This is a genomic window from Parasphingopyxis sp. (assembly GCF_052168275.1).
Classification (GTDB): Bacteria; Pseudomonadota; Alphaproteobacteria; order Sphingomonadales; family Sphingomonadaceae; genus Parasphingopyxis.
On sequence record NZ_JBQLZM010000146.1, the window covers coordinates 23,531 to 48,527 of the forward strand.

The window sequence follows — 24,997 nt, forward strand, 5'->3', positions numbered from 1 at the left end:
GCCGGCTTCGCTGGCCGGCGGATCGGTTGCGACCTTATCGCCAAAGTCCCGAAATCCCAAACAGAAGGGGCGGCCGTTGCCGGCCGCCCCTTCCTGCTTCGGCACGGGGGGAGGGTCAATGTGCCGAGGCCGTTCCCGCGCCGCGCGGCACGCGGATCGAATCGATCAGCTGCCGCACCTCGATCGGCGGGCTCGCCGTCATCCGCGAGACGATGATCGCCACCGCGAAATTCAGCAGCATGCCGATCACGCCGATGCCCTCGGGCGAGATGCCCAGGAACCAGTTGGCCGCGACATTGGCGTCCGGATTCCAGAGCTTGAAATAGGCGATGTAGAGGAAGGTGAAGGCGAGGCCCGTGACCATGCCCGCGATCGCCCCCTCCTTGTTCATGCGCTTGGAAAAGATGCCCATGAAGATCGCCGGGAACAGCGAGGCTGCGGCCAGCCCGAAGGCGAAGGCGACCACCTGCGCGACCCAGCCGGGCGGATAGATGCCCAGATAGCCCGCCACGAAGATCGCCGCCGTCGCCGCGATGCGCGCCGCCATCAGCTCGCCGCGCTCGCTGATGTTCGGCTTGAACGTCCGCTTGAGCAGGTCGTGGCTGATCGACGAGGAGATGACGAGCAGCAGCCCGGCCGCCGTCGAAAGCGCGGCGGCGAGCCCGCCGGCCGCGACCAAGGCGATCACCCAGCCCGGCAGGTTGGCGATCTCCGGATTGGCGAGCACCATGATGTCGCGGTCGACATAGACCTCGTTGGCGCTCTCGGCATTGGGCGCATTGTCGACGAGCCGCTCGCCCGACGGCCCGGTTTCGCCGGTGAAGTTCGGCGATCCGGCAAAGGCCTCGCCGCTGCGATACTGCATCACGCCATCGCCATTCTTGTCCGTAAAGGCGATGAGGTCGTTCGACTCCCAATTGGTCAACCATTCGGGGGCGTCGGCATAGCTTTGCTCGTTGACCGTATCGATGAAGTTGATCCGGGCGAACGCGCCGACCGCCGGGGCCGTGGTGTAGAGCAGGGCGATGAAGATCAGCGCCCAGCCCGCCGATTTGCGGGCGTCGGACGCCTTGGGCACGGTGAAGAAGCGCACGATGACGTGCGGCAGCCCGGCCGTGCCGATCATCAGCGCGGCGGTGATGCAGAACACGTCGATCATCGATTTGGAGCCCTCGGTATAGGGTCCGAAGCCCAGATCCTGCAGCACCATGTCCAATCGTTCGAGCACGTACATCCCCGACCCGTCGTTGACGGTGGACCCCAGGCCCAGTTGCGGGATCGGATTGCCGGTGACGAGGAAGCTGATGAAGAAGGCCGGTACCATATAGGCGAAGATCAGCACGCAATATTGCGCGACCTGGGTGTAGGTGATGCCCTTCATCCCGCCGAGCACGGCATAGACGAACACGATGCCCATGCCGATGATCACGCCGAGGTTGATCGGCACGTCGAGGAAGCGCGAAAAGACGATCCCGACGCCGCGCATCTGCCCGGCGATATAGGTGAAGCTGATGAAGATCAGGCAGATCACGGCGACGACGCGCGCCGCCTTGGAATAATAGCGCGTGCCGATGAAATCGGGCACCGTGAACTGGCCGAACTTGCGCAAGTAAGGCGCGAGCAGCAGCGCGAGCATCACATAGCCGCCCGTCCAGCCCATCAGATAGACCGAACCGTCATAGCCGAGAAAGGCGATGAGCCCGGCCATCGAGATGAAGCTCGCGGCGCTCATCCAGTCGGCCGCCGTCGCCATGCCGTTGACGACCGGGTTCACCCCGCCGCCCGCGACGTAGAATTCTTTGGTGGATCCCGCGCGCGACCAGATCGCGATGCCGATATACATCGCGAAAGACAGTCCGACGAACAGGTAGATCAAGGTTTGCGTAGCCATTGTCCCGTCTCCTAGTCGTCGAGGTCGAAGGTGCGTTCGATCTGCCTCATGCGGATCGTGTAGAAGAAGATCAGGACGATGAAGACGTAGATCGAGCCCTGCTGGGCGAACCAGAAGCCGAGCGGATAGCCGGCGAGCGAAAACTGATCGAGGAACGATCGGAACAGGATGCCCGCCCCGAACGAGACGATGAACCAGATGCTCATCAGGGTCACGAGCAACCGGATATTGGCTTTCCAATAGGCCTGCTCGGTATCGCTCGTGACATGGTCGTCTTCGCCGGATTTTCGGCTGCTATCGTCGGACATCGTCTACCCCTCCCGTTGTTTTCTCGCCCGGGAGACGCGCCCCGGGATTCCATTCTCCGGCCAGGAGGCTAGTCGATAGCGCGCGATTTGACAGCGCGACTTTGGTCTAATGGGAATTTTCCGGCGCTAGCGGGCGAGGAGATCGCCGAGCCGCACCGGGCCGTCGCCGCGTTTGGCGCGCTGGGCGAGGAACAGTTCGGCGCAGGCCAGCGCGTCGGTCAGGCCGTCATGCGCGCGATAGGCGGGCAGGCCGTGGCGCGCGCGCAGCTTGCCGAGCCGCAGGCCGTCGGCTGCGCGTGTCGCCGGGTACCAGCGCTGCTCGAGCTGCATCGTACAGATGAACGGCGCGACGAAGGGCGCGCCGAAACAGCGGCGGCAGGCGGTGTCGAGAAAACCGCGCTCGATTTCGGCGAAATGCGCGACCAGCGGCGCCCCCGCCAGCGCGGGCAGCAGTGCCGCAAGCGCCTCGGCTTCGGCGAGCCCGTCGGCCGCCTCGTCATCCATGATATGGTGGATGACGACGCTTTGCTCGCTCAGCTTCCGTTCGGGCCGGACGCGCAGACGTCCGGCGCTTGCGGCGCTGATCGCGCGCGGGGTCAGCCCGATCCAGCCGGCCTCGAGGATCGCGTCGTGCCGCGCATCCAGTCCGTCGGTTTCGAGATCGATCGCGATCATCGCCATGGCATCGGCATCGGCCGTGAAATCGGGCGGATCGACCGCGTAGAAATCGTCGAGCGGGGTGCCCCTGGCGCTCGCCGCGGCGCGGGCGCGCTGGCGCTCGAACCGCCCCCGCCGGCCGAAGATCATGTGATGCCGCCGGCAAAGGTCCGGCTGACCGCATCGAGTTGCTCGCGGATCACCTTGAACGCGTCCTTCAGATGTTCGCGCTCGAACCGCGACAGGCCTGCCGGGGAGAGCTTGTTGGTCGGGTGATCGCCATTGCGGATCTGCGCGGCCTGATGCCGGAAGCGCACGCCGCGAACGAAATCGAAGCAATCGGCGAGATCGGCCGCCGCGGCCTCTCCGATGACGCCCTCGCTTGCCGCCGCGGCAAGTCTCGCCTTGCTGTTCGCCTCCGCGATGCCGCCCGCCAGCGCGTAAACGCGCGCGATATCGACGATCGGCGCGATCGCCTGGTGCTTGAGATCGAGCACATCGCCTTCTCGTTCGTCATGGTCGAGCAGAAACGTGCGGAAGAAGCCGAGCGGCACGCGGTTCTTGGCGGCGGCGCGCGCGATGAAGGACAGGAATATCCTGTTGTCGCGCGCTTTTGCATGGATATCGCCGCGCAATGCGTCGACGAGACCGGCGTCTCCGGCGATGCCGCGCAGATCGAAGAAGATCGTCGAGTTGAGGATCGCGTCGGGATCGGGCTTGGTGATCCAGTTCTCGTAATCGGCCATCCAGTCGGCCGCGCCCTTCCGGTAGCGCGGATTGGTCGCCATGATATCGCCCGGACAGTAGATATAGCCCGCCGCGCTGAGCGCGTCGCTTAGGCGGGCGGCGAGTTCGGAGAAATAGCCGTCATGCGCGGCCGGATCGTACCCGTCGCCGAAAACGAAACCATTGTCCTGGTCGGAGCCGAGCGCCTGTTCCTGCCGCGCGAGCGACCCGAATATGGCGAGCGCGAACGGCGCCGGGGCGGGCCCCAGCGCGTCCATCGCCAGGGTCAGCAGCTGCTGGTGCGCCGCCTCGCCGATCGAGGAGACGAAGCGCGAGACATGCTCGGCATCGACGCCAGACTCGACGAGATGGATCAGCGCCTGGGGCAGCCGCGCGGTCGCCTCGGCCACCGCATGCGCATCCGCCGCGCCGCGAATGCGGGAAACGACATGGACGGCGCTGGTCCCGAAGCGGTTGAGCAGATCGCTCGCGCCGAGCACGCCGATCAGCCGCTCGTCGGCGTCCGTCACGGGCAGATGGTGGATGTTCCGCTCGCTCATCGTCAGCATGGCGGACAGCATGTCGTCGTCGGCGCCGACGGTGACCGGGTCGGCGGTCATGATCGTCGCGACCGGCGCATCGGGAGAGCGGCCCGCGCCCAGCACCCGACGCCGCAGGTCCTTGTCGGTCACGATGCCGACCAGCCGCCCGTCGGCGATCAGCGGCAGGGTCGACACATCGGCCTCGGTCATCAGCCGCGCCGCATCGCGGATCGGGGTCTCGGGGTCGGCCGAAATGACGTCGCGGCGACGCAGAAGCTGGCCGATCTGCGCGTGTACCGGGCCGGAACCGTCGGTTTCGCGCATCGCCTCGAGCCGTTTCACCGCCTGCCTGAGCCGGGCGTTCTCGTCGGCGACGAAGAAGCTGCGGAACGCCTCGCTTTGCCGGTTCAGCGCGTGGAAATTCTCGGCCGGAAGCCGGTACAGCAAAGTGTCTTCGAGCGCGACGACCTCGTTGCGCGCGATCCCGTCGCGCAGCAGGGAGGGGTAGCCGAAGCATTGCCCCTCGCCGAGCCGCGCGTTCAGTTCGGTGCCGCCGAGCCTCAGTTCGACCGCGCCCGAACGCACGATGCCGAGATGCGCGTTGGTCGCCCCGGCTTCGATGATGGCAGAACCTCTTGGGAAATAGCGGATCTCGATCGCCTGGCTCAGCGCGTCGCGGAGTCGGTCCGACAGCGCGGCGAACGGATCGTGCCGCGCGAGAAAGGACGCGATTTCTGCAATTTCCATCGTCGAAGCTCCCATCCTCTCAGTAGCATGGTGACCGGTAAAGGGTATCGCGACCTTCGTCTGCATTGTCGGCGCGGATGCGGGAACCGGCAACGCCCTGATCGGCTCGGCTCGGGCCGCCCGGCCGGTCGGCCCCTTGCGCCGGTTGTCGTTACGGGCGCATAATCACCTCCAGTGACAGGGGAGGGCACCGCGATGATGAAACGCAAACTGCGAGGGACGGGCGCAGCGCTCGCGCTGTCGGCCATGATGCTGCCGGCCTGCCAGTCCGGCGAGCAACAGCAGACTCCGCAGCAGCTCGCGAATTCGGCGGACGGCGGTACGACCGCCTGTCCCAGCCAGGTTTTTTGGGGCGACACCCATCTCCACACGGCCAACAGCGCCGACGCGGTGTTCAACGGCGTTCGGCTGACGACCGAGGATGCGCTGCGTTTCGCGCGGGGCGATCAGGTGCGCTCGACTACCGGCCTCGACGCGCAGCTCTCCCGGCCGCTCGATTTCCTCGTCGTCTCCGATCATGCCGAAGTCATCGGCATCGGCAGGCGCATTGCCGAAGGCGATCCCGAGCTGATTTCCGATCCGACGATCCGGCGCTGGCACGAGATGATGAACGAGAGCTACGAACAGTCGACCCGGGCCGCGCGCGAACTGATCGTCGGCTATGCGCAGAACAGCCTGCCCGAGCGGCTGGCCGATCCCGAACTGGCGCGCGAGACGATCGCTTCGACCTGGCAGGAGCATCTCGAAGCCGTCGAGCGCTATAACGACCCCGGCACCTTCACGAGCTTCATCGGCTATGAATATACGTCGATGCCGACGGGCAACAATCTGCATCGCGTGGTGATGTTTCGCGACGGCACGGACGTGTTCGGCGATACGCTGCCCTTCCCGGCCAATCAGAGCCAGGATCCGGAGGATCTCTGGGCCTATCTCGCCGCCTATGAGGAACGGACCGGCGGCCGGGCGATGGCCATTCCGCACAATGCCAATCTCTCCAACGGCCTGATGTTCGCGATGACCGATTTCGAGGGTGGCCCGCTGACCCGCGACTATGCGGAGCGGCGCCGGCGCTGGGAGCCGATCGTCGAAGTCACGCAGTTCAAGGGCGACGGCGAATCGCATCCGGCGCTTTCTCCCGACGACGAATTCGCCGATTTCGGCAACACGGGATGGGATACGGCCAATCTCGACGCGTCGGCACCCAAGGAGCCCGGCATGTTCGCCGGCGAGTATGCGCGCGAGGCGCTGAAGCGCGGCCTGCTTCTCGAATCGATGCTGGGCATCAATCCCTTCCAGTTCGGGATGATCGGAGCCACCGACAGTCACACGGCGCTCGCGACCGGAGACGAGGACAATTATTTCGGCAAGTTCGTCGCCGACGAACCCAACGCCAATCGCGCGGCCAGTTCGATCGGCGCGGCCATCCGCGGGCGGGTCGGCTGGCAGTATCTCGCGGGCGGCTATGCCGGGGTATGGGCCGGCGCCAACTCGCGCGCGGCGCTGTTCGACGCGATGGCGCGCCGGGAGGTCTATGCGACCACCGGGCCGCGGATGACCGTCCGGCTGTTCGCCGGCTGGGATCTTTCGGACGCCGATCTCGCCGCCGACCCGTGCAGCCTCTACGATCGCGCGGTGCCGATGGGCGGCAATCTCTCGGGCACCGGCGATGCGCCGCGGTTTCTCGTGACCGCGCTCATGGATCCCGAAGGCGCCCATCTCGACCGCATCCAGATCGTCAAGGGCTGGCTCGATGCCGATGGCGAGCTGCAGGAAAGGGTCTATGACGTGGCGTGGGGCGATGCCGATGAGCGGAGCATCGATGCCGAGGGCAACCTCGCGCCGGTCGGCAGCACGGTGAGCCTCGAAACGGCGAGCTACGAAAACAGCATCGGCGATCCGGAACTCCGGACGGTCTGGGCCGATCCGGATTTCGACCCTTCGGAGCGCGCCTTCTATTATGTCCGCGTACTCGAAATTCCGACGCCGCGCTGGCCCGTCTACGACCGCCTGCGCTTCGGCGCGGACATCGATCCGGAAACCGAACTGGTCGCGCAGGAGCGCGCCTACAGCTCGCCGGTCTGGTATTCGCCGGAAGCCTAGTCGATGAAAAGCCGCTGGCGGTCCCTTGCGCGCGAGCCGCTCGTCCATTTCCTCCTCGCGGGGCTGCTGTTATTCCTCGTTCTCGGCCGGTCGGACGCGGTCGATCCCGGCAGCCGGACGATTACGGTCGACGAAGACCAGATAGCGCGGCTGTCGGCGAACTGGGAGCGCATCTGGCAGCGTCCGCCGACGGCGGACGAGCTGGATCGGGCGATCGAGGCCCATGTCCGCGAGGAAATCTATTACCGCGAGGCGTTGCGTCTCGGCCTCGATCAGGACGACATCGTGATCCGCCGCCGCCTGCAGTCCAAGATGGAGTTTCTCGCCCGGGCGACGGCGGAATCCGAGAGTCCGGACGAGGCGGTGCTTCGCCAATGGCTGGAGGACCACGCCGCTCTCTACGCGCCGGGCGCGACGATGAGCTTCGATCAGGTCTATCTGGGCGAGCGCGGCGAAGCGGACGATCTCCTGCGGCAATTGCGAGCGGGCGCCGATCCGGCCGGCCTCGGCGCACCCATCTCGCTGCCGCCGTCGATGACGGACGCCGGCCGGTCTGCGATCGAACGCCGGTTCGGCGAGGCGTTCGCACGGGCGATCGATCCGGAACGGATCGGCGAATGGCAGGGGCCGGTCCGGTCCGGCTTCGGCAACCATCTGGTCCGGGTGACGGCGTACGAGCCCGGCGTTGCGCCGGCGCTCGCCGATGTCCGGCAGCGGGTCGAGAATGACTGGCGCGCCGCGACCCTCGCCGAACGCGAGGAAGAGGCCTATGCGCTCTTGCGGGCCCGCTATTCGGTCGACGTGGCGGACGTCGATTGAAATATCTGGTCGCGATCCTCGTTCTGATGGTCGCCATGCTGCCGACCGCGGCTTCGGCCGACGAGATGCGCCCCGGCTATCTCGATTTCACCCAGGAAAGCGAGATCCGGTGGCGGCTGAACTGGAAGGCACCCTTCGGCAATGGCGGGACGCTCGCGGCGAACCCGGTCGTCCCGGCGGGCTGCACGATGGGCGAACCCGTGAGGATACCGTCGGCGCGCGCGATCGTCACCCAATGGCCGGTCGAATGCAGCGCTCCGGTTGCCGGACGGCGGATCGGTCTTGCCGATTTCGAGGCCGGCCTGGTCGACGTGCTGGTCCGTGTCGCGCCGCTGGACCGGCCGGTGCAGGCGCTTCGGCTGACGGCGGCCGAACCGCTGGTGGTCATCGCCGAACGGCCCGGCCGCTGGCAGGTGGGCGGCGCCTATCTCCTGCTCGGCGTCGAGCATATCCTGTTCGGCTTCGATCACCTGCTGTTCGTCCTGGCGCTCGTCCTGCTGCTCCGGGGCGGCTGGACGATCGCCAAGACGGTCACGGCCTTCACGATCGCGCATTCGATCACGCTGGTCGGGGTGACGCTCGGCTTTTTCGGGCTTCCGCAGCGTCCGGTCGAAGCCGTTATCGCCCTGTCGATCCTGTTCCTGGCGGTCGAGATCGTCAAACGGCGTGACGGCGAACCGCCGCGCCTGTCCGAACGCATCCCCTGGCTCGTCGCCTTTCTGTTCGGCCTGCTCCACGGCTTCGGCTTTGCCGGCGCGCTTGCCGAAATCGGGTTGCCGGAAAGCGAAACGCCGATGGCGCTGCTGGCGTTCAATCTCGGCGTCGAGTTCGGCCAACTCGCCATCGTCTTCGTGGCGCTTGGCATGATCGCGCTGGCCGATCGTGTCGCGCACTCCGTTTCCCGGCCGGCGAGGCGGCTCGCCGCCTATGCGATCGGCATTACGGCCAGCTACTGGTTCATCGAACGCACATTCGCATGAGACGGCGGGCGGGCGCGCGAAGGGTACGGCACGGCAAACATCGCCGGGGTTCTTCCGCGATTTCAGCGGCTACCGCAAAGGCGGTTGGTGGCGCGGCGATTTTTCTGTAGGACGCGTGCGTGGTCGGCAGTCGCCGTCCGCGCCGGGCCGCATCAGCGTGTGAGGACAAACAGCTTGATGCCCAGATTGCGCCTGATGCCGGCAGCCATGCTGGCCCTAGCCACCGCCATGCCCGCCCAGGCCGATCCGGTGCCGCGCGATGCGCCGCTGTCGGGCCGAGTCATCTCGGCGCGCGGCGGCGAGACCGCGACCCTGGTGCCGTCGCCGACCGTCCGCCGGCTCGAAGTACGGCAGAATCTGAAAGCCGGGGACGTGATCCGCACCAATGCGCGCGGCGCGCTCGCCATCGTCTTCGCCGACCGGACGCAGATTCGGCTGGCGCGCAATTCGGTGCTGCGGGTCAATGCCGTTCGCCGCGGTTCGCCGTCCTCGGTGACCTTGCGCCGCGGCCGGGCCTGGGGACGCACCCCGCGCGGCGGCGGCTCGAACCTGTCGGTCGAAACGCCCGCCGCGACCGCCGGCATCCGGGGCACCGAATGGTCGATATCGGCCGATGAAGACCAGACATCGCTGCAGGTCTTTTCGGGCGAGGTCGAACTGTTCAACGATCGGGGCAGCGTGTCGGTCGGCGCGGGCGAGGCGGCCAGTGCGCTGCTCGGCCGGGCGCCGACCCGCGTCGCGCTCGTCGATCCCGTCGGGCGCGAACAAATGCTCTATTTCCTCGCGCTTGAGGACGGGCTCGACCTGTTCGCCGGCGACGCCGTGCCCGGGCTGGCGGAAGCGCGGCGCGGCGACTGGGCGGGCGCGCGCGCCGCGATCGACGCTGCGGGCGGTTCGCAGGGCGGAGCGGCCGCCGGTTTCGTCGATTTCGTCGTCGCGATCCGCGCGGGCGAGGAGCGGGAAATCCCGCCGCTCGACGAGGATGATGCGGATTCCCATGCGGTGCGCGCCTATATCGAGAGCTATATCGGCGAACTCGATCGGGCATTGGCGACTGCCGATGCGGGGCTGGTCCGTTTTCCCGACGCCGCGCGCCTCTATGAGATAAAGGCGCGCACGGCGCTGCTGCTCGGCGATGCCGACATGGCGAGCGCAGCGATCGCTGCGGCGCTGGCGCGCAATCCCGGCGATGCGGCGGCGCTGGCGTTGCGCGCCGAGATCGCCGCCGATTATCTGGGCGAACCCTATCGCGCGCTGGCCGATGCCGAGCGTGCGGTCGCGCTCGATCCGGACCGGCCGCGCAGCTACCAGACGCTGAGCGACATCCGGCTCGAACGCGGCGCGGGGCGCGAGGCGATGCGGGCGATCGACGCAGCTCTTTTGCTCGATCCCGCCAATGCCGCGCTCCATGCGCGGCGCGCGCTGATCCTGCTCGATCAGGGGCGCATGGAGGATGCGCGCGGCGCGAGCGAAAGGGCGCTCGAACTCGATCCGTCGCTTTCGGTCGTACGCAGTTCGCTCGCCGAATATCATCTGCGCACGGGCCGGCTGGAGCGCGCGCTCGACGAGGGGCTCGCCGCCTCGGCCGACAATCCCGCCTATGCCCGGCCGCTGATCCAGCTGGCCGAGACCTATTACCGGCTCGGCGATAGCGCGTCCGCGGCGCAGCAACTGGACGCCGCGGACCGGCTCGACGCGAACAGCCCGCTGATTCCGCTCGCCCGGACCGCGATCGCTCTGCACCGCTACAGCGCCGATGAGGCGATCGTCAGCGCGGGCGACGCGCTCGACCGTTTCCGGGCGCGCGGCGGCGTCTATTCGAACCTGTCGGAGAATCGCGAAACCGGGAGCCTCGTTTCGCAGGCATTCCGCTTTCTTCAGCTTGAGGGCTGGGGCCGCTACTATGCCGACCGGGTCTTCGACAGTTTCACGCCGTCCAGCTATTTCGATCAGGCGCTGAACCAGACGCCGGGGCCATTCGTGGTGCGCGACGCCGATGGCAGTTTCAACGCCGAGGCGGCCGAAGATCTCGACCAGCTCTCGAGCTTCCTCCAGGGCATCGCACTCGATCCGCTGAGCGTCGCCAATTCGGAGCGGCAACTGCTGTTCGGCAATGGCAATTTCTTCGAGGCCGAACTCGGCGCATCCTATCTGACCGAAGATCTGCGCGAGCGGATCATTGCGCGCGGCAGCCTGAACGGGATCGTTTCCGCGCCTTTCCCGATCGGCTTCAACGTCAATGCCGGTTATACCGACTTCCGCGACGCGCGGCAGCGGCCCGAACTCGACTTTTTCTCGCTCGGCGATGGCGGGGAAGATCTCGCCATAGAGGCATTTGTGGGCTTCGAACCCGGTCCGCATGACCAGTTCGCGATCAACCTTACCTATGAGCGGGAGCGCGAACGCGCCGTGAGCGAACAGTTCGCCTTCCTGTCCGATCCGGCCTCGCCCGATCCGCGCGAACTGGAACGAACCGACGCCCGCTTCGCTTTCGGCCTGTGGAGCCACGAATTCGGCTATCGCAGCCGCAGCACGATTGCGGCGGGCTATGGCACGATCGGCGAAACGATCGAGCGATATGATTTGAGTTCCCTGGGTCCGCTGCCCGACAGGATAACGATCGACGAGATCGACTTTTCCTATCTAAGCGCCAACTATGCCCACAGCTTCGGTTTTCTCGATGTCCGCACCGGCGTCGAATTTGCCGATATTACGGTGCGCGACCGCAGCTTTCCGTTCAACGCAGATATTCCCGCCACGCGCGACACGACCGAAGTGCCCAACATCAATCTCGAGGTGCGTGAACTGCGCGGCCATGTCGATCTGCGCTACCGTGCGGCCGACTGGCTGATCCTCCAGGGGCAGGCGGAACTCGTCAATGTCCGGCTGACCGACCGCATCGAGGGCGGCGGCACCCTGTTCACCAATGAACGGACGCGGTTCAACTGGCGGCTGGGCGGCGCCATCGAGCCGGTAGTGGGTCAATGGCTCCGCTTCGCCACGCTGCGCGAAACCGAGAGCCTGTTCCCGCTCAGCTTCCGCCCGGTCAACGTTATCGGGCTCAAGGCGAATATCGCGCCGGCCGCTGCGCTGTCGCGCTCGCGCAGCCATATCGCGCGCTGGGACGCGCAGTGGAGCGAGCGGCTCTTCACCACTATCGAATATCAGGATCAGCGTTTCGCCGCGGTCGATTACAAGATTCCCGATCTGAGGATCGACGCCGAGGGCGGGCCGGTTACGGTCCGGCGGCTGGGCGCGGAACTGAACTGGTGGCCGGGCGCCAATATCGGCCTGCGCGCCGCCTATGCCTACACTGACAGCGCGATCCGCGGTTCCTTCGTCACGGGCGACAACGCCCCGCAGGCTTTGGGCGGCGGCTTCGGTTGCGATACGGCTGATATCGACAGGTTCGAATGCCAGTTCGAAGATGGCGACCGGCTGCCCTTCGTGCCCGGCCATGTCGGTCGCGCCAGCCTGATATGGGCGCTTCCCGCCCCGGTACGGCTGCGGACGATCCTTGCGGCGAACTATGTCGGCGGGCAGCGCGACGACATTCGCCGTTCGCTTGAGGACTATGCAACGGTCGATCTCCGGGTCGAGTGGGAGCCGATGGACCGGCGCTTCCTCCTTTCGCTGGCGGCGCTCAACCTGTTCGACAATGATTATATGTCGGCAACGGATGTCCCGGCGCCCGGCATCACCCTGCTCCTCTCCGCCGCGGTCCGGTTCTAGCGGCGATGCTGCATCGGCTCTCTTCCAACGCGGCCATCGCCCTGGTCGTATTCCTGCTCGTCGCGCTGCTGCGCATGCTGCCGCTGTGGAACGACATCTCCCATCGCGGTTTCGACATGCTGTCGACGATCGGCCAGCCCGCACCCGAAGTGCCGGGCGTCGTGCTCGTCGCGATCGACGAGCCGAGCTTCTCGCAGATCGGCCTGCAATGGCCCTGGCCGCGCGAAATCCATGCCGAACTGATCGCCGCGCTGCGCGAGGCGGGCGTGCGCACGATCGGTTTCGATGTCGTCTTCGCCGAAGGATCCGATCCCGCCGCCGATGCGGCGCTCGCCGCCGCGGCCGGGCCCGATATCGTCTTCGCCGCCGACGAGTCGCTTGCCGAAAGCGATTTCGGGACGATGCTCGTCCGCACCGAACCCTTTCCCGCGCTGATCGAGGCGGGGGCGACGAGCGGCATCGTCAGCATCCCGCTCGGAAGCGACGGCGTCGCGCGCACCGTGCCGCGCTACGAAGACGGGTTCGCCCGGCGGCTGCTCGAGGCCGGCGGAGGGGAAGCGGCGCGGGACGCCGGCGGCGATCTGATCCAGTATTTCGGCCCGGCCGGCAGCTATCCCCGCATCTCCTACTATCAGGCGCTCGATCCGGACCGTTTCCTGCCGCCCGGCATGCTGCGCGACGCCGTCGTGATCGTCGGCTACAATCTCCAGGCCTCGCCCGAAGTGGGCGAGACCGGCGTCGACGTGTTCGAATCCCCCTACACGCTGACCACGCGGCGGCTGATGCCGGGTCCCGAACTGCATGCGACCCTGTTCGACAATCTCAAGCACGGCCTCTCGATCCGGCCGCAGCCCGAATGGCTGGCCTGGATCGCGCTGCTGCTGGGTGTCGCGGGCGGGCTCGCCGCGTCGCACCCGCACAGCATGGTCCGCAAGCTGGCCCTCGCGCTCGGGGTGCTGCTCGTTGCCGTGGGTACGAGCTGGCTCGCGCTGCGCTTCGGCCGGCTCTGGGTGTCGCCGGCCGAGCCCGTATTCGCCGCCGTCCTGACCGTCATGGCGATCGGCGGGCGCGATTTCGCCGCCGAGCAGCGGCGGCGGCGCGAGATTCAGGGCGCCTTTTCCCAATATGTCGCGCCGGCTGTGGTCGAACAGCTGATCGCCAAGCCGGAACTCCTCAAGCTCGGCGGCGAGCAGCGCGAACTGACGATCCTCTTTGCCGATATCCGCGGGTTCACCGCGATATCGGAAGCGATGAAGGACGATCCCGAAGCGCTGGTCCGCCTGATCAACGACGTGCTGACCCCGCTTTCCGACATCGTCATCACCCATGGCGGCACGATCGACAAATATATGGGCGATTGCATCATGGCCTTCTGGAACGCGCCGCTCGACGATCCCGACCATGCGATGCACGCGCTCGAGGCGAGCATGGCGATGCGCGACGCGATGCCCGGTATCAACGCCGCGTTGGCCGGACGCATGCCGCGACGGGACGGGCAGCCGATGCCGATCCGGATCGGTATCGGCCTCAACACCGGGCGGTGCGTGGTGGGCAATATGGGCTCTGACCAGCGGTTCGACTATTCGGCGCTCGGCGATGCGGTCAACACGGCGTCGCGGCTCGAAGCCAAGTGCAAGGATTACGGGGTCGGTCTCGTGATCGGCGAGGCGACCGCGAATCTCGTCGGCGACGCGGTGGCGCTCGACGAAATCGATCGCATCGCGGTGCGCGGCAAGGTCGAGGCGATTTCGGTGTTCACCATCGCGGAACCAGGCCGCGGGGCGACCGGTCAGTGACCGTCCGGTCCAAACTCGGGGACCACGTCGCGCAGGTCATGCTCGATCCGCTGCCGGTCGAGCTCCGCGCACGGCGCGCCGTATTTCGCGCGGCACTGGCTTTCGCGCCAGGCTTCGCCGTCGCTTTGCCAGTCCATCGTCGCGCAGGCGGTGCAGCCCATGGCCATGCCGGCGATCGCCAGAACCCTAATTCTCTTCATCGCGCACGAACTCCAATATGTCGCCGGGCTGGCAGTCGAGCGCGTTGCAGATCTTGACCAGCGTATCGAAGCGCACGCCGCGCACCTTGTTGGTCTTGATCATCGACAGCGCCTGTTCGGTCAGCCCGATCGCGGCGGCCAGCTCCTTGAGGCGCATCTTGCGCCGGGCCAGCATCACATCGAGGTTGATGACGATCCGCATCCGGCCGGGCCGCTACAGGAATCGCTCGTTTTCATCGGCCGCCCGCTGTCCGGCGGCGAACACATGCGCGACGAAAACGAAGAGCAGGCCGATGAAGAGCGCGCCCAGCTCGGGCGTTCCGAACTGGATCGAGAGCTGCCCGTCCATGCCCGGGTTGCTGATCGAATAGATCAGGATGTAGAGTGTCCGCTGCAGCGCGCCGACGAACACCATGGCCAGCGCGATCCACGCGAACCGCCGGAAACCGCGCACCGCCTCCCGCGACAGGGGGCGGCCCCTCGCGGCTTCCAGAAAGGTGTGCCGGAGTGCCAGTAGGCCATAGGACCAGAGCAGCGCGCCGGCGAGGGATACCGCCAGTCCTGCGAGACGCGCGCCCGGACCGAGCTCCGACAGGTCGAAGCCATGGCCCAGATTGGCGGATGCCGCGGGCGCCAGCGAGTCCCAGAAGATCCAGATCGCCAGCGCGATCAGCGGCAGGGCGATGGCGCCGGCAAGAGTGGCCAAGGCCAGAAACCGGGCGAAGCGGCGGTGGTACGCAGTCTCTGCCATAGCGAATCATGCCTCTTAAACGATAAAATTAAAGTATAACTTTAATTTTATAAGGCAAGCGTTGATTTTCGCCATCGACCAATTCGACCGGAACGGTGGCGAATCCCTCGCACGGCCGCGTCTATTCGCGCTCGGGACCGTCCGCCAGGAATCGGCGCGCCCGGCGCGGCATCCGGCCGAAATAGCGGGGATCGGGCGGTGGGGGCGGAGCGAAGGCCCGGCCGCGGATCCGCGCATATTCGGCGCGGAATTCCGGCATCGGATGCTCGGCCATCGGCACGTTCGTCGCCACGCCGCCATGGAATTGATGAAAAGAGCCTTCGCCGAGAAGCACGATCGGCTGGATTTCGGGTACGGCGAGGGCCCGGTGCAGGAAATCCTGATTGACGAGGCCGCCGCCCGGCGACTGGAATCGTTCGTCGAAGCCGCCGAGGCGCCGGTACGTGTCGCGCGGCATCGCGAACCAGCTGCATTCGTTCGGCATGCCGCCGCGAAACCCGCATCGCGAGGAGGGGGCCAATGTCGCGATGTCGAACAGCGCATAGCCATCCCCGCGCCAGTTGATAGAGGCGAGCAGGGCGTCTTCGGCGTCCTGGTCGTAGCCGCCGAGCATCGAGACGTTCTGGACGTCCGGACCCAGATGCCAGGCCAGCGCGAGTATGAAGGGGTCGGGCCGGGTTGCCGCGGCCCCGATCGTCGCGGCGACGAGACCGGGCGAAACCATGCGCGCACCGTCGACGACCGCGGCGACCAGTTCCCCCCGGGCCGCGTCGATGCCGTGGTTCACCGCAGCGGCCGGCGAGCGCGAAGAGGTTTCGAATAGGATGTGGCGGAAGTTGCGGCCGAACCCGGCGACGAACGCCCCGTCGAGCGGTTCGCGCGATCCGTTGTCGATCGCGATCACTTCGTAATCGTCGGGTCCGACATCGCGCTGATAGCCCGGCGAAAGCGTGAACAATGTCCGTTCCGCTTCGCGGCGCATCTCATGGAAAATCACGACGATCGAAAGCGCGGGTTTCTGCATCACGCCATGCCGTAAGAAACTCCGTCGCATCTGTGAAGGACTGCCGCGGGACGGACGCGGGGCAGTTTCACCCGATCAGCGCGCCCGCGAGCAGATGTTTCGATCGGTTGCCCAGCGATCTGCCGATCAGGAAGGCAACCCATTCCTCGATGTCCGCACCGGCGTCGAATTCCCTGCGCAGGATCCGGTGCCAGTCCCGCAGCAGCAACCGATAGATCGACGTGGCCAAGGTCGGGCGGCGTTGCGAAGGGGGGAGGTGGCCGGCGTTGAACGCGGCGATCCGGACGCCGTCGATCAGGCGCGCGAGATGGCCCAGGCTGTTGGTGGTCGAGGACGCGTGTTCGCGATGGCTGCACAGTATCTCGGGATCGTACCAAATCTCGCCAAAGGCGGACAGTCGCGCCCACATCTCCCAGTCGAACGCGAAGGTCGAAGCCGGCAGGAAACCGCCGATCTTTTCATAGGCGCTTCGTCGCACGATGATCGCGGGAAACAATATCTGCTGGCGCGCGGCGAGCTTCCTCGTAAAATTGTCGATCACCCCGGGATTTTGCTGGAGTATCGGCTGCTCTCCGCGATGCCGGCCCTCCGCGTCGACGGACCGCGCCCGGCAGAATGCGGCGACGAGCCGATCCTCGACCATGAGCGGCGGCAGCAGTTTCCGGTAGAATCCCTCGTCGACGAAATCGTCCTGATGCAGGATGTGGACGAATTCTCCCCGGGCCAGGTCGAGGCAGCGATTATGGTTGTCGACGAGCCCCAGATTGCTCCTGTTCGCAATGAAACGGACCTGCGGCGAAAATTCGCCGGCGATCTCCTTCGTCCGATCGCTGTCCGATGCGTCGTCGACGATCATGATCTCGATTTCGCCGGTGTCCAGCTTCTGGGTCACAAGGCTCTCGAGCGACTGTTTGAGCCAGTCCGGATTGGCGACATTGTGGGCGGGGATCATGACGGACACCAGCGGTCGCCGACGATTGGCCCCGATGAGCCCGGACAGTTTCGACCGCCAGGCGTCGTGAGAGGGCGGCATGCGAATGGGCGGCGGCCGGCCGATCGTCTCGCCCGCGGGCGATCCCGCGTCGAGCCGTAGCGCGCCCGCAAGACCGGCGTTGCTGAATTCGCCGGCCAGTTCCTGCGCCCGGTTCCAGGACAGGAGGATCGCCAGCTCTTCGACCTGCGCCCGGTTCCGCAGGACAGCCTCCCCTTGGATCAGATACGCTTCGAGCTCGTCGATGCTGGCGGCATCGTTGCCGCCTTCCGCCAATCCGATGGCGCGCCGGCTGAGTTCCACGGCGCGGGATTGCGAATAGGCGGCCGCATGGAGATTGCCCATGCCGAGCAGCAGATCGGCCAGATCGCAGTGATGCTTGGCAACGGTCGGTTCCGCCGCGATGCACCGACGCGTCAACTCGATAGCATCCTGGTATTTGCCGCGCCGCGCGAGCAGCGTCTGGTAGGGAATGAGATAGTCTGCACCCGTGCCGCCCCGGGCGATCGCCTTTTCGAACATCTTCTCGGCGCGATCGAACTTTTGCGCGGCAGCAAGGCTTTTCGCAAGCTGTCGGAGCAATTCGGGGTTGTCCGGGGAGGATTCGACCGCGCGTTCGGCAATCTCGACCGCGGCGTCGGGACGATCGACCCTGAGCAGTGTCTCGCTATAGGCTTTCATATATTCCGCCTTGGCCGGCGCCAGCTCGATTGCGTGGCCGAAGGCGTCGGCAGCGGCGTCGGGACGATCGTCTTCGGCAAGCAACTTGCCCAGCAACAGGTGATTGTCGGCATTGTCCGGTTCGATTGCGAGCGCCTGGGTCATGACGTTCGCCGCTTCTTCCAGGTGACCGAGACGGCGCAGGATCTTGGCCCAGGATCGCAGATAGCGCGGTTCCTCGCCATACAGGGCGGCGGCGCGGGAATAGGCCCGCTCGGCTTCCTCAAGCTCGGCATTCTCTTCGAGCAGCGAACCCAGATGATATTGGTGCCGCGCGATCCGCGGATCGATCTCGACCGCCTTGCGTGCCGCCGCGATCGCGTCTGCCAAAGCGCCGCCCCTCGCATCCTCGCGGCTCTTCTGGATCCAGCTCAGCGGGATCTTGTCCCGATAGATCGAAGCGCTTGCGCCCGGGCTTCGGGCGAGCCACGTCTTCGACCAGACAGCGCGGAGTTCGTCGAACTCGTCCGATGCGGCATCGAGACCCTGTTCGGTATCCGTGAACAGCGCGTAGAGCTTTCTGACCGGTGCCCAGACGCGCTTTGATCGGAAGACATCCCGGTCCGGTATCTTTCCATGCCGATGCCGCGGGTCCAGAAAGTCGTCGATCGCCGTGGCCGCGTCGTCCGCAATACCGTCCGGTCCGACAATGTCCGCCATGCCCCGGCCGAGCAGGACAGACCTCCAATCGGCAAGAAACTTCCCGTAATGGACGAGCGTCCGGGGCAGCCCGCGCGTATGATATTCGGCCTCCGTCATATAGCTTTGCCAGAGCAGGATCGCATGGTTCCGCCGCATGGCGTCGCGTTTTCGCAGTGAAGCGGCCACCTCCAGCGGATTTCGGCAGGCGATGATGAAATGCGGACGATAGCCGAGCTTGTCGAACACCGTGCGCCACAGCGGCAGCAGCCGCGAAAACCGGGGATCCTTGACGACGATGCGATCGGCGTCGCCGAACTGGTCTCCGATCAGCTCCGCTGCGCGATCGGCAATAGCCGCCATCTCGGCCCGCTTCTGCCAATCCTCGGGCAGCGGTTTGGGATCGGCCCAGGTCCGGTCGAGCGTCGCCAGCACCCGATTGTTGAGACTGACGATCGGCGTCGATTCCCAATGGCCGGGCGGATTGGCCTCTGACGGCCGCATCAGGGTCCTGGCCATGGTCCAGCCGGCAAGGTCGACGGTGCGCGCCAGTGCCGACGTGCCCGACCGATGCATACCCAATATTATGACAGCCTTCCGTTCGATGCCCCCGCTCCTCTTCCCACGCAGCCGGGGCGGAAGACCTCATCTTTGGCCCCGCCACAGTCGCTGCTTGTCGTCCCACGGAAGAGTCGTTTCTATAGCGTCGGAATCGGAAAACGGAAATCGGTCGTCGGCAAACGCATTCGCCGCGACCGATGGCGTTTCGGCGAACCGCTGCGGGAGCGTGACCAGGGCGATGGGGATCAGCGGCACGCCATCGACCACCGGTCCGGCCGATGAGCGCTACTATGCGCGCGGCGTGTTCCGCGGCAGATCGATGCCCGGCTTCGAAACGGCTTATCACGGCGCCCGAATCGTGCCACGCTAAGCGGATGAGATTGCTCTTTCTTTCGCTGCCGCTGTGCCTGATGCTGTGCCTGGCCGCGGCACCCGCCGCCGGCCAAGACCTGCTGACAAGCGAGGCGGAGCCGAGCGCCGAACCGCCCGAGCAGGCCATCGAGCTGTCCAGCGAGGGTCCGCCCGACCGCGAGATCGCCGACCGGATCGCGGACATTTTCGGCCAGATCGACGCACTGTCCGACGTTTCGGTCGAATCCCGCGCGGGGGTCGTTACGCTGGCCGGAACGGTCCCGACCGCCGAGGACATAGCGCGGGCCGAAGCGATCGCTTCGCGCGTCACCGGCGTCGTCACGGTCGAAAACGAACTCGAGCGCAATCTCGATGTCGAAACCAATGTGGCGCCGACGCTGGTCGCGTTCCAGGACAATCTGCGCGGCCTCGCCAACGCGCTGCCGCTCGTCGCCGTTGCCTTCGGCATCGCCATCCTGATCGGCCTGCTCGGCTACTGGATCGCCGCGCGAGAACGGCTCTGGCAGTGGATCGCACCCAATGTCTTCATGGCCGAGCTCATCGCGACCTCGATCCGGTTCCTGGCGATCGTCATCGCCATGCTTGTCCTGATGCAGATCCTCGGTGCCACGGCGCTCCTGGGCGCGGTGCTCGGCGGTGCCGGCGTGATCGGGCTGGCGATCGGTTTCGCGGTGCGCGACACGGTCGACAATTATGTATCGAGCCTGATGCTGAGCCTGAGGCAGCCCTTTCGCGCGAACGACCATATCGTCGTCGATACCCATGAGGGCCGCGTCGTGCGGCTGACCTCGCGGGCCACCATCCTGATGACGCTCGACGGCAACCAGTTGAGGGTCCCCAACTCGGTCGTCTTCAAATCGGTCATCCTCAACTATACGCGCAACCCGGAACGGCGCTTCACGTTCGAACTCGGCATCGACGCCGAAGACGACGCGGCGGACGGGATCGCCGTCGGGCTTGCCGCGCTGAACGCGCTGCCGTTCGTCCTTGCCACGCCCGAGGCGACCGGCGTCATCCACGATGTCGGCGATTCGAATATCGTGCTGACCTTTCACGGCTGGCTCGATCAGACACAAACCGATTTCCACAAGGGTCGCAGCAAGGCGATCCAAGCGGCCAAGGCGGCGCTCGAGGAGCAGGGCTTCGCGCTGCCCGAACCGATCTATCGGCTGCGGTTCGACGATATGGCGCCGCTGCCGATCAAACGGGCGCTGTCCGGCGCAAGCGGCCGGCCGCCGCAGCCGGCCAAACCGCCGCCGCCCGATGCCGCCGACGATCAGGACACGGCGCCCGATACGCATATCGAACGACTGGTGGCGGAAGAAAGAGCCGAAACCGGCGGCAAGGATCTTTTGGACGACAGTCGGCCGATCGAATAGGATTCGGCGCCGATCGGGCGATGCGAACCCTCCCGCGATGAAGGGTTGAAAAAAGGAATGGCGAGCGCGATCCGGACGCCGGGACCGGCGCCGGCGACCTGTTTGCCGCGAGCTTTCTCGCCGGCCATGCCCGGGGCCGGCCGCTCGCGGCGCCGGCGGCCGAAGTCATCGCCGATTACGGCGCCCGCCCGCTCGGCGAGCTCCGGCATCTCGCCGCCGATTGAGCGTTTACAAGTCGCGCATCGGCCTCCATGCGGAGCGCCAGACGATCGTCCGGGGGCGAGGGAATGCGAAGACTGGCCGTGTATTGCGGTTCGAACGCGGGCGTGGAACCGCGGTTCGCGGAGGCGGCGGAGGCGCTCGGCAGGGAAATGGCCGCCCGCGATATCGGCCTCGTCTATGGCGGCGGCCGCCTCGGCCTAATGGGCGCGATCGCCGATGCGGTGCTCGAGGCCGAAGGCGAGGCGCATGGCGTGATCCCCGAGGCGCTCGTCGATCTCGAGGTCGCGCATCGGGGCCTGACCGAACTTCATATCGTCGCGTCCATGCATGAGCGCAAAGCGAAGATGACCGATCTGTGCGACGGCTTCGTCGCGCTGCCCGGCGGGATCGGGACGCTCGACGAGCTGTTCGAGGCCTGGTCGTGGAATGCGCTCGGCTATCACGCCAAGCCGTTCCTCCTGCTCAATGTCGCCGGCTTCTGGGACTCGCTGATCGGGTTCGTCGACCATGCCATGGCCAACGGCTTCATCTCGCCCGCACGGCGCGCGCAACTGCTCGTCGCGACCGATATCGGCGATGCGATCGACCAGCTCGCCGAGGCGGCCAATGGCGCGAAACAGGGGATGACCTGGTGAAATGGGCGGTTCCGCCAACCTGACGAGCGCGGCGCTTGCAGGGCTCTTGCTTAGCTGACACAGGCTGTGTCATCCCCGCTTCATGGCCCGTGTCCGGGCCCCTTTTCCAGGATCGCGCCGTGCCCGACAACATCGCTTCCGTATCCCTTATCCATGCGGACGGCGACCCGGCCGGATTCGCCGAGGAGATCGGCGCATCGTTCAGGACCTGCGGGTTTGCGATCGTCTCCGATCACGGCGTTACCGCCGATCTGATCGAACAGGCCTGGGCCAAGACGGCCGAATTCTTCGCGCTGCCCGAGGCGGTGAAGCGCAGATATCATATCGAGGGCGGCGGCGGCGCGCGCGGCTACACGCCGTTCGGCGTCGAAGTCGCCAAGGATGCGACCGAGCACGACCTGAAAGAGTTTTGGCATGTCGGCCGCTCGCTGCCGGAGGGGCATCGCTTCGCCGGTCTGATGGCCCCCAATATCTGGCCGGAGGAGGTCGAGGGGTTCCGCGAAACCTTCACGGCTCTTTACAGCGCGCTGGAAAGCTCGGGGCTGCGCATCCTGACCGCGATCGCGACCTATCTCGGCCTGTCGCCCGATTTTTTCGATGACACGGTCGAGGACGGCAACTCGGTCCTGCGCCTGATCCATTATCCGCCGGTGCCCGAAGACGCGCCCGGCGTGCGCGCCGCGGCGCATGAGGATATCAACACGATCACCCTGCTTCTCGGCGCGGAGGAGGCGGGGCTCGAACTGCTCGACGCGAACGGCAACTGGCTGCCGGTAAAGCCCGGCGAAGGGGAACTCGCCGTCAATATCGGCGACATGCTCCAGCGGCTGACCAATCATGTCCTGCCCTCGACCACGCACCGCGTCGTCAATCCGCCGCCCGAACGGCGCGACCATTCGCGCTATTCTATGCCCTTCTTCCTCCACTTCCGCCCCGACTATCTGATCGGGACGCTGCCGGGCTGCGTCTCGGAGGATCGCCCGAGCCGCTATCCCGAGCCGATTACGGCGCACGACTATCTGCTGGAGCGGCTGCGCGAGATCAATCTCGTCTAGCCGCGGGCCTGGTCCTCGGCATCCCTCAGGGCGTCCCGGCCGAAACTGGCGGGCAGCAGGGCCGAGATGGTGGCGCTCGACGACGTCCCGCCATCGCCCGAGGCGGAGATCACCTCGATATCGAAGCCCGAAAGGTCGCGCGCCTCGGCGATCGACTGGCGGCAGCCGCCGCATGGCGTCACCGTCTGCGTGCCGGCGAGCGTGCCGTCTTCGCCGATCCGCCCGCCGGCAACGGCGATGCGGCGGACTTTGGCGAGCCCGAACGCCTGTTGCGCCGCGGTGAGCGCCGAAATTTCCGCGCAGACGCCGAGCCGGTAACAGGCGTTTTCCATGTTGCTGCCGGTCGCGACCGCGCCGTCCTCGGTTTCGATCGCGCAGCCGACCGAAAAGCCCGAATAGCGCGCATGGGCGCTGAGCGCCGCGTTGCGCGCCAGCGCGATCAGCTCCGCCCGTGTGTGTCGCTTTCCGGCCATGCCGCCTCCTTAGACGAAGCGGCCGGCTTCACCAATAAATGCCGGCCCGGGGCCGGTTCAGCGCAGGGTTTCGCCGGAAGTGAAGGCCGGATCCCCGGTGCTGACCTCCGGCGAGACGCGCCATTCCTCGCACAGCGTGCGCTTGAAGAGGGCGCCGTTCCGGAACCAGTGCCAGGTCCGCGAGCGGCGGTCGCCAGTCTCGCCCATGACGATGATCTCGACGAAATGGGCGCCCGGCTCGTCCCGCCGGGCGAGGTTGAGGAGCAGGATAGCGTCGTCGGTCTCCCATCCATAGCCGTGAAAGTCCGGCATGTCCCACCAGAGCTTCCCGTCGCGATAGACGCCGGGCAGCCGCGCGCGATGTTCGCGGCCGTCGTTCCAGGTGAAGAGATTGTGCTGGACATAGGCGGCATCGCCGGTGCGCGGGAATTCGCACACGATCCGGGCGGCGTGGCGATCGAGTTCCGCGCCGTCGGCATCGACATGGCGGTAGATGCCCTCCCACACGCCTTCATGTCTGAGCATCGCCGGCATCAGGCCGTCCAGTATCCGGTCCCCGGTTTCCGTCATTCCGCCGTCCTCTGCCGCTATCGATCGCAACCGATTACCACAGCCGAATTGAATGTCTCCAACAACCGGTGGTATAGGCGCGCCAGCCGGGAGAGAGATATGGGCGACAGCCGTCTGCGCACGCGGTTCATCAAACCGTCGATGGATCCGAAAAAGCTCCAGCATTTCCTGGCGGTCTACGATCTGCGCCATTTCGGCCGCGCCGCGACCGACAATGGCGTGACGCAACAGGCGATATCCAAGAGCGTCAAGAAGCTGGAGGAACAGCTCGGCGTCGAGTTGTTCGAGCGGGGCCCATACGGTCCCGCGCCGACGATCTTCGCCCATTCGCTGGCCCGCCGGGCCAAGGTGATCCTGTCCGAAGCGCGGCTCGCCGCGGCCGAACTGAGCGCGCTGCGCGGTGCCGAGGAGGGCTATGTCCGCGCGGGTTTCGGCTGGTCTTTCGTGTCCCGGATCGCGCCGCAGACTGTCCTCCGGTATCGCCGCCGCCGCCCGAACATCAAGGTCAGCCTGTCGACCGGATCCTCGGACAAATTGTTCGACCGGCTGCTGAACGGAGAGGTGGAATTCGTTGCCAGCTGCCCGCTTCCGGACTTTGCCGTCGATCCGCTGCTGGAGGCCGAGACGCTGTTCGGCGATGTCGACGTCATCGTCATGCGCCACGATCATCCGCTCGCGCACAAGCCGGACGTCACGCTGGCCGACCTCTCCGAGCAGACCTGGGCGACTTCGGGAACCCTCGGCGAACGCTGGCGCAAGATATGCGCGACTTTCCTCGCCGCCGGCGTCGAACCGCCGGCCAACACGATCGACATGGATTCGGTCGGGATCGCCAAGGCGATGATCGCGCAGAGCGACTGCGTCGCGCTGCTGTCCACCGAGCTGGTGATCAACGAAACCATGGCCGGCCAGTTTCATACGCTGCGCCGCACCGAGTTTCCCTCGGCGCGCACCGCCATGCTGGTGACGCGGCGCAGCTCGGCCCTGCAGCCCGCCGCCCAGGCGCTGATCCACGATCTGCTCGAGGTGACGAGCGCGTTGCGGCCGGGAACGCCCGAACTCTAGCGATTTTCCATCTGGTTGTCGGACAGGACTTCACGGTTGTTG

20 protein-coding genes and 1 pseudogene are annotated in these 24,997 nt (G+C 66.3%); 10 read left to right on the forward strand and 11 right to left on the reverse strand.

All coding sequences use genetic code 11. From position 1 onward, the window contains the following. Nucleotides 1-115: 115 nt before the first annotated feature. The 4 genes from ACTS1X_RS13465 to ACTS1X_RS13480 all read right to left on the reverse strand — a co-directional run bounded on the left by ACTS1X_RS13465 (nucleotide 116) and on the right by ACTS1X_RS13480 (nucleotide 4,871). A complete protein-coding gene (locus ACTS1X_RS13465; protein ID WP_442614920.1) occupies nucleotides 116-1,891 on the reverse strand; it encodes a sodium:solute symporter family protein in 1,776 nt (591 codons plus the stop codon). Between the two features lie 11 nt (nucleotides 1,892-1,902). Further along, entirely contained in the window at nucleotides 1,903-2,199 is a 297-nt protein-coding gene (locus tag ACTS1X_RS13470; protein WP_442614921.1) for a DUF4212 domain-containing protein, read from the reverse strand. A 126-nt stretch (nucleotides 2,200-2,325) separates the two neighbouring features. Further along, the gene (locus tag ACTS1X_RS13475) at nucleotides 2,326-3,006 is read right to left on the reverse strand and encodes an exonuclease domain-containing protein (protein WP_442614922.1); all 681 of its coding nucleotides are present in this window, start codon (nucleotides 3,004-3,006) and stop codon (nucleotides 2,326-2,328) included. Next, entirely contained in the window at nucleotides 3,003-4,871 is a 1,869-nt protein-coding gene (locus ACTS1X_RS13480) for a putative nucleotidyltransferase substrate binding domain-containing protein (RefSeq protein ID WP_442614923.1), read from the reverse strand. Before ACTS1X_RS13480 ends, ACTS1X_RS13475 begins: the two co-directional genes overlap by 4 nt. Nucleotides 4,872-5,066: 195 nt before the next feature. Here ACTS1X_RS13480 and ACTS1X_RS13485 point away from each other — a divergent pair, with 195 nt between their 5' ends. The 5 genes from ACTS1X_RS13485 to ACTS1X_RS13505 all read left to right on the forward strand — a co-directional run bounded on the left by ACTS1X_RS13485 (nucleotide 5,067) and on the right by ACTS1X_RS13505 (nucleotide 14,298). Continuing rightward, on the forward strand, nucleotides 5,067-6,971 hold the full coding sequence (locus ACTS1X_RS13485; RefSeq protein WP_442614924.1) for a DUF3604 domain-containing protein: 1,905 nt from the start codon (nucleotides 5,067-5,069) through the stop codon (nucleotides 6,969-6,971). A gap of 3 nt (nucleotides 6,972-6,974) precedes the next feature. Continuing rightward, nucleotides 6,975-7,790, forward strand: a complete 816-nt coding sequence (locus ACTS1X_RS13490; RefSeq protein WP_442614925.1) for a peptidyl-prolyl cis-trans isomerase — start codon at nucleotides 6,975-6,977, stop codon at nucleotides 7,788-7,790. Continuing rightward, complete coding sequence (locus ACTS1X_RS13495) at nucleotides 7,787-8,770, forward strand: HupE/UreJ family protein (RefSeq protein WP_442614926.1); 984 nt, start codon at nucleotides 7,787-7,789, stop codon at nucleotides 8,768-8,770. The genes ACTS1X_RS13490 and ACTS1X_RS13495 overlap by 4 nt, the downstream gene beginning before the upstream one ends. A gap of 177 nt (nucleotides 8,771-8,947) precedes the next feature. Continuing rightward, nucleotides 8,948-12,502: a FecR domain-containing protein gene (locus tag ACTS1X_RS13500; RefSeq protein WP_442614927.1), complete on the forward strand. Its 3,555-nt coding sequence runs from the start codon at nucleotides 8,948-8,950 to the stop codon at nucleotides 12,500-12,502. A 5-nt stretch (nucleotides 12,503-12,507) separates the two neighbouring features. Further along, nucleotides 12,508-14,298, forward strand: a complete 1,791-nt coding sequence (locus tag ACTS1X_RS13505) for a CHASE2 domain-containing protein (protein ID WP_442614928.1) — start codon at nucleotides 12,508-12,510, stop codon at nucleotides 14,296-14,298. Here ACTS1X_RS13505 and ACTS1X_RS13510 read toward each other — a convergent pair. The 5 genes from ACTS1X_RS13510 to ACTS1X_RS13530 form a co-directional block, all read right to left on the reverse strand. Beyond that, nucleotides 14,292-14,498, reverse strand: a complete 207-nt coding sequence (locus ACTS1X_RS13510; RefSeq protein WP_442614929.1) for a hypothetical protein — start codon at nucleotides 14,496-14,498, stop codon at nucleotides 14,292-14,294. The two genes, ACTS1X_RS13505 and ACTS1X_RS13510, sit on opposite strands and share 7 nt — an antisense overlap. Beyond that, nucleotides 14,485-14,700 (reverse strand): helix-turn-helix domain-containing protein, encoded by a 216-nt coding sequence (locus ACTS1X_RS13515; RefSeq protein WP_442614930.1) that lies wholly within the window; start codon nucleotides 14,698-14,700, stop codon nucleotides 14,485-14,487. Before ACTS1X_RS13515 ends, ACTS1X_RS13510 begins: the two co-directional genes overlap by 14 nt. A 12-nt stretch (nucleotides 14,701-14,712) precedes the next feature. Then, complete coding sequence (locus ACTS1X_RS13520; protein WP_442614931.1) at nucleotides 14,713-15,249, reverse strand: DUF2975 domain-containing protein; 537 nt, start codon at nucleotides 15,247-15,249, stop codon at nucleotides 14,713-14,715. Between the two features lie 121 nt (nucleotides 15,250-15,370). Next, nucleotides 15,371-16,273, reverse strand: a complete 903-nt coding sequence (locus ACTS1X_RS13525) for a glycosyltransferase (protein WP_442614932.1) — start codon at nucleotides 16,271-16,273, stop codon at nucleotides 15,371-15,373. A 67-nt stretch (nucleotides 16,274-16,340) separates the two neighbouring features. After that, on the reverse strand, nucleotides 16,341-19,199 hold the full coding sequence (locus ACTS1X_RS13530) for a glycosyltransferase (RefSeq protein WP_442614944.1): 2,859 nt from the start codon (nucleotides 19,197-19,199) through the stop codon (nucleotides 16,341-16,343). Nucleotides 19,200-19,558: 359 nt separating this feature from the next. Between ACTS1X_RS13530 and ACTS1X_RS13535 the strand changes: the two genes are divergently transcribed. From ACTS1X_RS13535 to ACTS1X_RS13550, 4 genes and pseudogenes are all read left to right on the forward strand, one after another. Beyond that, complete coding sequence (locus ACTS1X_RS13535; RefSeq protein ID WP_442614933.1) at nucleotides 19,559-20,935, forward strand: mechanosensitive ion channel domain-containing protein; 1,377 nt, start codon at nucleotides 19,559-19,561, stop codon at nucleotides 20,933-20,935. 83 nt (nucleotides 20,936-21,018) lie between these two features. After that, nucleotides 21,019-21,159 (forward strand): annotated as a pseudogene (locus ACTS1X_RS13540) (adenosine kinase); the annotation flags it as partial. 63 nt (nucleotides 21,160-21,222) lie between these two features. Then, complete coding sequence (locus ACTS1X_RS13545; protein ID WP_442614934.1) at nucleotides 21,223-21,792, forward strand: TIGR00730 family Rossman fold protein; 570 nt, start codon at nucleotides 21,223-21,225, stop codon at nucleotides 21,790-21,792. A gap of 119 nt (nucleotides 21,793-21,911) precedes the next feature. Further along, nucleotides 21,912-22,847 carry an isopenicillin N synthase family dioxygenase gene (locus tag ACTS1X_RS13550; RefSeq protein WP_442614935.1) on the forward strand — a complete coding sequence of 312 codons (936 nt, stop codon included), beginning with the start codon at nucleotides 21,912-21,914 and terminating at the stop codon, nucleotides 22,845-22,847. Here ACTS1X_RS13550 and ACTS1X_RS13555 read toward each other — a convergent pair. Next, nucleotides 22,844-23,320 (reverse strand): cytidine deaminase, encoded by a 477-nt coding sequence (locus tag ACTS1X_RS13555; RefSeq protein ID WP_442614936.1) that lies wholly within the window; start codon nucleotides 23,318-23,320, stop codon nucleotides 22,844-22,846. The two genes, ACTS1X_RS13550 and ACTS1X_RS13555, sit on opposite strands and share 4 nt — an antisense overlap. A gap of 57 nt (nucleotides 23,321-23,377) precedes the next feature. After that, nucleotides 23,378-23,890 carry a hypothetical protein gene (locus ACTS1X_RS13560; RefSeq protein ID WP_442614937.1) on the reverse strand — a complete coding sequence of 171 codons (513 nt, stop codon included), beginning with the start codon at nucleotides 23,888-23,890 and terminating at the stop codon, nucleotides 23,378-23,380. A 99-nt stretch (nucleotides 23,891-23,989) separates the two neighbouring features. Between ACTS1X_RS13560 and ACTS1X_RS13565 the strand changes: the two genes are divergently transcribed. Continuing rightward, a complete protein-coding gene (locus tag ACTS1X_RS13565; RefSeq protein WP_442614938.1) occupies nucleotides 23,990-24,955 on the forward strand; it encodes a LysR family transcriptional regulator in 966 nt (321 codons plus the stop codon). Nucleotides 24,956-24,997: the final 42 nt, after the last annotated feature.

What these genes read in the sequence shown, in the direction of transcription:
- ACTS1X_RS13480 (WP_442614923.1), bottom strand. Translation starts at nt 4,871, where the DNA reads ATGGAAATTGCAGAAATCGCGTCCTTTCTCGCGCGGCACGATCCGTTC.
- ACTS1X_RS13485 (WP_442614924.1), top strand. Translation starts at nt 5,067, where the DNA reads ATGATGAAACGCAAACTGCGAGGGACGGGCGCAGCGCTCGCGCTGTCG.
- ACTS1X_RS13535 (WP_442614933.1), top strand. Translation starts at nt 19,559, where the DNA reads ATGAGATTGCTCTTTCTTTCGCTGCCGCTGTGCCTGATGCTGTGCCTG.
- ACTS1X_RS13530 (WP_442614944.1), bottom strand. Translation starts at nt 19,199, where the DNA reads ATGCATCGGTCGGGCACGTCGGCACTGGCGCGCACCGTCGACCTTGCC.
- ACTS1X_RS13470 (WP_442614921.1), bottom strand. Translation starts at nt 2,199, where the DNA reads ATGTCCGACGATAGCAGCCGAAAATCCGGCGAAGACGACCATGTCACG.
- ACTS1X_RS13565 (WP_442614938.1), top strand. Translation starts at nt 23,990, where the DNA reads ATGGGCGACAGCCGTCTGCGCACGCGGTTCATCAAACCGTCGATGGAT.
- ACTS1X_RS13545 (WP_442614934.1), top strand. Translation starts at nt 21,223, where the DNA reads ATGCGAAGACTGGCCGTGTATTGCGGTTCGAACGCGGGCGTGGAACCG.
- ACTS1X_RS13505 (WP_442614928.1), top strand. Translation starts at nt 12,508, where the DNA reads ATGCTGCATCGGCTCTCTTCCAACGCGGCCATCGCCCTGGTCGTATTC.
- ACTS1X_RS13510 (WP_442614929.1), bottom strand. Translation starts at nt 14,498, where the DNA reads ATGAAGAGAATTAGGGTTCTGGCGATCGCCGGCATGGCCATGGGCTGC.
- ACTS1X_RS13475 (WP_442614922.1), bottom strand. Translation starts at nt 3,006, where the DNA reads ATGATCTTCGGCCGGCGGGGGCGGTTCGAGCGCCAGCGCGCCCGCGCC.
- ACTS1X_RS13515 (WP_442614930.1), bottom strand. Translation starts at nt 14,700, where the DNA reads ATGCGGATCGTCATCAACCTCGATGTGATGCTGGCCCGGCGCAAGATG.
- ACTS1X_RS13525 (WP_442614932.1), bottom strand. Translation starts at nt 16,273, where the DNA reads ATGCAGAAACCCGCGCTTTCGATCGTCGTGATTTTCCATGAGATGCGC.
- ACTS1X_RS13490 (WP_442614925.1), top strand. Translation starts at nt 6,975, where the DNA reads ATGAAAAGCCGCTGGCGGTCCCTTGCGCGCGAGCCGCTCGTCCATTTC.
- ACTS1X_RS13560 (WP_442614937.1), bottom strand. Translation starts at nt 23,890, where the DNA reads ATGACGGAAACCGGGGACCGGATACTGGACGGCCTGATGCCGGCGATG.
- ACTS1X_RS13520 (WP_442614931.1), bottom strand. Translation starts at nt 15,249, where the DNA reads ATGGCAGAGACTGCGTACCACCGCCGCTTCGCCCGGTTTCTGGCCTTG.
- ACTS1X_RS13465 (WP_442614920.1), bottom strand. Translation starts at nt 1,891, where the DNA reads ATGGCTACGCAAACCTTGATCTACCTGTTCGTCGGACTGTCTTTCGCG.
- ACTS1X_RS13500 (WP_442614927.1), top strand. Translation starts at nt 8,948, where the DNA reads ATGCCCAGATTGCGCCTGATGCCGGCAGCCATGCTGGCCCTAGCCACC.
- ACTS1X_RS13555 (WP_442614936.1), bottom strand. Translation starts at nt 23,320, where the DNA reads ATGGCCGGAAAGCGACACACACGGGCGGAGCTGATCGCGCTGGCGCGC.